Below are 6,960 nucleotides of genomic sequence, written 5' to 3' on the forward strand. Positions count from 1 at the left end.
TGTCGTCTTACCATGGTCTACGTGCCCTATCGTCCCTACGTTTACGTGCGGCTTCGTCCTCTCAAATTTCTGCTTTGCCATCCTCTCTTCCTCCTTACTTCTAATAAACTTATCCAAGTGTTTCTTATTAATAAAGTGAAGAACACTTCTTTGATAAAAAAAAACAACTAAAGCGTAAATTAAAATGGAGCCCGCGACCGGGATCGAACCGGTGACCTCCGCCTTACCAAGGCGACGCTCTGCCTACTGAGCTACGTGGGCAAAAAGGGAAGCTTAAAACTTCCGCTTTCTGATTTTACTATAAAGTTTTCTAAATGTCAATAGCTAGCTGTTCCTCATTTCAAGATATCTTTCTAATTTTCTTTTCACCCTCTGCAAGGCATTGTCTATGGACTTCACATGCCTGTTTAAATCCTCAGCTATTTCCTGATAAGACTTCCCATCCAGGTATGCCACCAAGACCTCCCATTCTAAACCGCTTAAAAGTTCCTCCATCTTGTTTTCAATGTTAACGTATTCCTCTTTGCTTATTATTAATTCCTCAGGGTCAGCAATGCACTGGGTAGAAACTACATCCATCAGAGTCCTGTCAGATTCTTCATCAAAGATGGGTTTATTCAGGGAGACGTAAGAATTAAGTGGAATGTGCTTTTGCCTGGTAGCGGTTTTAATGGCAGTAATAATCTGACGGGTCACACATAGCTCTGCAAAAGCCTTGAAAGAAGTGAGCTTGTTGTTTTTATAATCCCTTATAGCTTTATAAAGTCCTATCATTCCTTCTTGAATTATGTCTTCTTTATCAGCTCCAACTAAAAAATAAGTGCGGGCCTTTGCCTTAACAAAATTCTTATACCTCTCAATGAGATACTCTAAAGCCAGCTCATCACCCTGTTGCGCTCTTGAAACTATCTCCTCCTCCTCCATTTGCTCATAAGCCTGATAGTAATCCTGTTGCGCCCCAGATTTCACTAATACCGCCCCCATTTGTTATTCCCGCAACCTTACACGTTATAATTATACATTATATTGGCAAAGGTAGTCAAGCTAATTTTACTGGTTTTCCCTCATTTGACGAAGCTTCTTTACAGTTTCCTCATCCAACCTATTTTCCAGATTGTCCTTGTAAAAAGTATTCATATACTCCTTTTTGTGCTTTTCAATGTACCTGTTCATCTCCTCGTAAAGTTCCCTAGCTGACATCCTAACGGCACCGTGAGCCATGACTACCTGCTGCACAATCCAGTCTGAGCTTACCACTACCACATCCTCTTTTTTGACGAGCTCTACCACTTTCGACTCTATAAAATGGTCTGCCGATTCTCCTTCTTTTGTGTACACTACTTCAATGCCATTTATCTCTTCATGCTTTTCCAAGCTCCCTTTTACATACATGGCATCGAAAACCAATATTATATTTATGCCTGTATATCCTTTAAAATCTGCCAGCAAATCTATTAATTTGTCTCTCGCATCTTCCAGACTTCTCTTTGCAATTTCCTTGAGCATCTGCCAGTTGTTTATGACATTATAACCGTCTACCAGCATATACAAGGGCATCACGCCTTACCTTGCCTTTTTGATAAAATGTTGTACATCAAAATAGAAGCAGCAACAGAAGCGTTAAGAGAATTGATTTTACCCTTCATGGGAATTTTAACTACAAAATCACAATTCTCTAAAACCAACCTCGAAATTCCTTTTCCCTCACTTCCAATGACCAAAGCCAGAGGAAAATCGTAATCTAGCTCTTCAAAACTCTTCTCAGCTTTTGCGTCAGTCCCAATAATCCAAAGTCCTTTTTCTTTCAGATCCCTTATGGTGCTGTTAATATTTGAAACTTTTGCCACTTTTATGTGTTCTACCGCACCAGCTGAAGCCTTTACCACTGTGGCGTTTATCCCTGCAGAACGCCTTTTGGGAATTATCACCCCGTGAACTCCAAAAGCTTCCGCACTTCTTATTATAGCACCCATATTGTGAGGGTCAGTTATCTCATCTAAAATCAACAAAAAAGGCTTTTCTTTCTTCTCTTCTGCATAGTTTAAAATATCCGTCACATCAAAATATTTATACAAAGCTCCAACTGCAACTACTCCTTGATGATTAGGAGTCTGCGCTAACCTCTTCAAGGTATCACTGTCAGCAGTAGAAACTACAATTCCGGCTTCTTTCGCCATAGCTATTATTTTAGAAATATTGCCACCGGCAGTTTTGGACACGTATATCTTTTCTATTTCCTTACCGCTTCTTATCGCTTCTATAACAGGGTTTCTTCCATATATAATATCGCCATTTCTCATAATTTTCACCTATTCTTCCGTGTATTCCATAGAAAGGCTCAAAAGAAAGTAAAGCCTATCAAATCTTTCTAAAAGGTACAAATATCCCACTAATGCTTCAAAGGCAGTGGCATACCTATACTCTTTAACACTTGCTCCTTTTGGAACTGTAGAAGCTTTGGCATTTCTTCCCCTTCTCACAATTTCCTTTTCTTCTTCAGTGAGAAGGTCGTAAATTCGCTCAAGAGATCTAGCCTGTGAAGATGCCTTAACGTACTTCACAGTTTGCTCATTTAAATGAGCCAATTTCATATTCCCTTTCTCCACAATCTTAGTTCTGACATAAAGGCTGTAAACCGCATCTCCAATGAAAGCCAAAACAAGGGGGGATAAGTCTAAAACCCCCTTTTCCTTTCCAAGAATCATCTTATCCTTTTCCATCTTACTCCCTCTGGCGTATCCTCTAAAATTATACCTCTTTCTTTCAATTTATCCCTTATCTCATCAGCTAACTTCCAGTTTTTCTCTTTTCTGGCCTTTTGCCTTTCCTCTATCAACCTGAGTATTTCTTCATCTTCAATCTCTGTCTCAGCGTTTTTGTAAGACAGCCCTAATACATCAGAAAGCTTTAAGAACATCTCCAGAATATATTCTACCAATTTCTTAGAAGAATTTCCATTTAAATTTGCATTGGCAGTTTTAGCCATTTCAAAAAGCACAGAAATAGCATCTGCCGTGTTAAAATCATCGTCCATAGCCTCTTCAAACTGCTTTTTATACTCATCAAACTTGACAATCAAATCTTTTTCTTCATCGCTTAACTCCCGGTCTTTGGTAATATTTACCAAGTGCTTCAAATTGACCACAGCGTTACTAAGTCTTTCATAGGCGGATTTCGCCTGGTCTAGCAAATCAAGGCTAAAGTTTATAGGACTCCTGTAGTGGGCCATAAGCATGAAAAGCCTTAAAACTTCAGGGTCATATTTCTCCGTAAGCTCCCTCACTGTAAAGAAATTACCCTTTGACTTTGACATCTTCTCATTGTTCACATTTAAATACCCTATATGCATCCAATATTTAGAAAATGGTTGGTCATAGGCTGCTTCGCTCTGCGCAATTTCATTTTCATGATGAGGAAAAATCAAATCTGGCCCTCCTGCGTGAATGTCCAAGGTCTTCCCCAAATACTTTGTAGACATGACAGAGCACTCAATATGCCAGCCAGGCCTTCCTTTCCCCCACGGACTGTCCCAAGCAGGTTCTCCGGGCTTTTGAGCCTTCCACAGTGCAAAGTCTAGAGGGTTTTTCTTTTTCTCGTCTATCTCCACCCTTGCACCCGCCATCAGTTCATCTATATTTTTATGAGAAAGTTTCCCATAATCCTTAAATTTAGCCGTTTCAAAATACACATTGCCGTCTACCACATATGCATACCCTTTGTCAATGAGTATTTTTATGAATTCAATTATGTCATCTATATGCTCTGTAGCCCTGGGGTGAACTGTAGCTCTCTTTATCCCAAGAGCATCTGCATCTTTAAAATACTCCTCTATGAACCTTTCTGCTATTTCCTTTTCTGTGGTATTCTCTTCCTTCGCTCTATTTATTATTTTATCGTCAATATCTGTAAAATTTTGAACGTAGTTTACAGTGTAACCCTTGTACTCCAAATACCTTCTCACAGTATCGAAGACGATAAAAGCTCTAGCATTCCCTATGTGGATGTAATTGTAAACTGTAGGCCCACAGACATACATGTTTACCACTTTATCCTTCAAAGGCTTAAATTCCTCTTTAGTTCTAGTCATTGTGTTATACAGCCTCATCTTCCTCATCCCTTTCCATTAAAATTTTTTCAAGCCTCTCTATCCTCTCTCTTAACCTTCTTAGCTCTTCCTCTACAGGGTCAGGGAGCTTGCCATGTTCCAGGTCCACTTCATAAGATTTTGCTATGCGTATGTTGTCTTTTTTGACGCACCTTGCAGGAACGCCAACTACAGTGCTATTTGGGGGCACATCTTTTAAAACGACAGCTCCTGCTCCTATTTTTGAATTTTCCCCTACCACAATAGGTCCCAAGACTTTAGCTCCACTGCCTATAACTACATTGTCCTTTATCGTAGGATGCCTTTTTCCCTTCTCTTTACCAGTACCTCCCAAAGTCACTCCTTGGTATATCGTCACATTGTCTCCAATTTCTGTAGTCTCTCCTATTACAACTCCCATGCCGTGGTCTATGAAAAATCTGCGCCCAATTTTTGCACCTGGATGTATTTCAATGCCTGTCAAAAAACGGTTTATATGTGAAATCAACCTCGGCAGCAGTATAAAACCTTTTTTATAGAAGTAATGGGCAATTCTGTGAAGTATTATGGCGTGGAGCCCGGGATAACACAGTAAAACCTCCAAAACGCTCTTTGCAGCAGGGTCTCTTTCAAAAACTACTTCAATGTCTTCTTTTAAAGTTTTAAACATGCAAAACACCTCCTTAAAAATTTACCCCCCTCATCTCAGAGACGAGGGGGGCCTCCCGCGGTTCCACTCTGCTTGAGCATAACGCTCCACTCATTTAAGATAACGGCATAAACCGGTAACCCCCTACTAAAACTTCAGGGATACAAGCTCGAAGACGCACTTCTTATGGCACATCCTTAGAGCCACTTCCAGCCCACGATGGCTCCTCTCTGGAAGGCTTGTGCCATAATACTCTTCTTGTCATCGCCTTTTACTCTATTAAGTTTAAAACTCTGTCAAGCCTTTTTACTACCCTATTCTTCCCCAAAAGTGCGAGGACTTTTACAAGCTCAGGGCCGTGCTCTTCTCCCGTTACTGCTATCCTTATAGGCATGAAAAACTCTTTTCCTTTTACACCAAGCTCTTTCTGAGCTTTTTTCATCCACTCCTTAACATCATCCTCAGTAATTTCGCTCTTATCCTTCAAATAACCTTTAAAAGCCTCCAATACTTTTATAGAATTGGGACTTTTTAAAAACTCTACCATTTCTCCAGTGTAATCTACTTCTTCAACAAAGAAAGTCTTTGCCACGTCTACAATTTGAGCTACATAAGATAGTCCATCTTTATAGAGGCTTATCACATCCTTTAGCCAATTATACCTCAACTCGTCTATTTCGTCAATGTAGCCTGCTTTCTTAAGATGTGGAATTGCCAAATCCACAATCCTTTCTACAGGGCTTTTTTGTATGTACTGCTGGTTCATCCAGTTTAACTTTTCAATGTCAAATACTGGATTTGATTTGTGAATCCTCTTAAAATTGAACTTTCTTATTATCTCTTCTTTTGACATCAATTCCACATTATCCTCAGGATACCAGCTCAAAAGTGATAAGAAATTAAACATGGCTTCTGGCAAATACCCTAATTCCCTGTACTGACCTATGTAGGTATGGCCGTGCCTTTTGGAAAGCTTTGTCCTATCAGGCCCCAATATCAAAGGAGCATGAGCAAATTTAGGAATCTCAAATCCTAAAGCTTTATATATCAAAATCTGCTTTGGAGTATTGTATATGTGGTCTTCCCCTCTTATCACATGGGTGATTTTCATTAAAGCATCGTCAATCACCACAGCAAAATTATAAGTTGGCATGCCATCAGACTTTATAATCACCATGTCTCCGCCTAATGTGTCACTTTTTATTGTAATCTTTCCCTTTATCATGTCTTCAAATTCTATGACTTCATCGTCTGGCATCATAAACCTTATGACAGGCTTTCTTCCTTCCCTTATAAAAGTTTCTTCCTGCTCTTTTGTGAGGTACCTACATCTGCCAGAATAACGGGGGATTTCTCCCCTCTCTATCGCTTTCTTCCTGTCTTCTTCCAGCTCTTCTGGCGTGCAGTAGCACCTGTAAGCTTTTTTCTCTTCAATAAGCTTTTGAGCAAATCTGTGGTAGATCTCAAGCCTTTCGCTCTGCCTGTAAGGGCCATATGGACCTGGTTTATCTGGCCCCTCATCCCACTCTATGCCCAGCCACTTTAACTCTTTAAATATCAATTCTTCAAACTCCTTTGCAGACCTCTCTAAATCAGTATCTTCAATTCTTAACACAAAAGTAGCTCCTTCGCTCCTTGAAAAAAGATAATTAAAAAGAGCTGTCCTGATATTCCCTATGTGTATCGGTCCTGTAGGGCTTGGTGCGAATCTCACCCTAAATTCTTTCATTTTTGTCACTCCATCCTCGTTTGTTGTTTGATTTAATTATAACAGATTTTATGCTCATTTAATAGATGAAGTGACAATCCTATTTTAAATCCACATATTTTACAGTCACAGTTGGAATCGCAGTCAATTCCTCTGCCAGCTCCACCATGAATTTTTTATCCCCTCTTACATTTAAAGTTATAATCCCACTGCCGTTTTGAGAATCATGTATTCCAAATCTCGCAATTATATTTTCTCCATGTTTTGTAAGCACCTCTTGAACCTTCACTCCAAATTCGCTCCTGTTGTCCACGCTTATCCCTACGATGTACAATGACACAACCTTCACCCCATTTTTATCAATCTTTTAACAAATATTTTTTCACTGTAAAAGAATTTTATGCAAAAAAGAGCTCATGAGAGCTCTCAGTTTGTTGACAAAGCAAAATTTTAGCCCCTGTTTTCTTAGTACCGAAAGCAGGGGCTGTATATATCTGGATAAAATTTTCTTTAAAACTC

8 protein-coding genes, 1 tRNA gene and 1 other annotated feature are annotated in these 6,960 nt (G+C 39.5%); all 9 genes read right to left on the bottom strand.

Annotated elements, in window-relative coordinates:
- Positions 1-185: 185 nt before the first annotated feature.
- Positions 186-261, bottom strand: a tRNA-Thr gene (locus tag EV203_RS12870).
- 63 nt (positions 262-324) lie between these two features.
- Entirely contained in the window at positions 325-969 is a 645-nt protein-coding gene (gene sigH / locus EV203_RS12875; RefSeq protein ID WP_031314302.1) for an RNA polymerase sporulation sigma factor SigH, read from the bottom strand.
- A gap of 81 nt (positions 970-1,050) precedes the next feature.
- Positions 1,051-1,557, bottom strand: a complete 507-nt coding sequence (locus EV203_RS12880) for an NYN domain-containing protein (protein ID WP_132040868.1) — start codon at positions 1,555-1,557, stop codon at positions 1,051-1,053.
- The gene (gene rlmB / locus EV203_RS12885) at positions 1,557-2,300 is read right to left on the bottom strand and encodes a 23S rRNA (guanosine(2251)-2'-O)-methyltransferase RlmB (protein ID WP_132040869.1); all 744 of its coding nucleotides are present in this window, start codon (positions 2,298-2,300) and stop codon (positions 1,557-1,559) included. The genes EV203_RS12880 and rlmB overlap by 1 nt, the downstream gene beginning before the upstream one ends.
- A 9-nt stretch (positions 2,301-2,309) precedes the next feature.
- Complete coding sequence (locus EV203_RS12890; protein ID WP_022588753.1) at positions 2,310-2,720, bottom strand: Mini-ribonuclease 3; 411 nt, start codon at positions 2,718-2,720, stop codon at positions 2,310-2,312.
- Complete coding sequence (gene cysS, locus EV203_RS12895; RefSeq protein WP_022588754.1) at positions 2,702-4,105, bottom strand: cysteine--tRNA ligase; 1,404 nt, start codon at positions 4,103-4,105, stop codon at positions 2,702-2,704. Before cysS ends, EV203_RS12890 begins: the two co-directional genes overlap by 19 nt.
- Positions 4,092-4,754, bottom strand: a complete 663-nt coding sequence (gene cysE / locus EV203_RS12900; protein ID WP_132040870.1) for a serine O-acetyltransferase — start codon at positions 4,752-4,754, stop codon at positions 4,092-4,094. The genes cysS and cysE overlap by 14 nt, the downstream gene beginning before the upstream one ends.
- A 34-nt stretch (positions 4,755-4,788) precedes the next feature.
- Positions 4,789-5,007, bottom strand: a binding site (T-box leader).
- Positions 5,005-6,462, bottom strand: coding sequence for a glutamate--tRNA ligase (gltX, locus tag EV203_RS12905; protein ID WP_132040871.1), 1,458 nt, complete (start codon positions 6,460-6,462; stop codon positions 5,005-5,007). It overlaps the preceding feature by 3 nt.
- A gap of 79 nt (positions 6,463-6,541) precedes the next feature.
- Positions 6,542-6,781 carry a hypothetical protein gene (locus tag EV203_RS12910; protein WP_132040872.1) on the bottom strand — a complete coding sequence of 80 codons (240 nt, stop codon included), beginning with the start codon at positions 6,779-6,781 and terminating at the stop codon, positions 6,542-6,544.
- Between the last annotated feature and the right edge of the window lie 179 nt (positions 6,782-6,960).

Origin of the sequence: Caldanaerobacter subterraneus (genome assembly GCF_004345675.1) — a bacterium.
Classification (GTDB): Bacteria; Bacillota; Thermoanaerobacteria; order Thermoanaerobacterales; family Thermoanaerobacteraceae; genus Thermoanaerobacter; species Thermoanaerobacter subterraneus.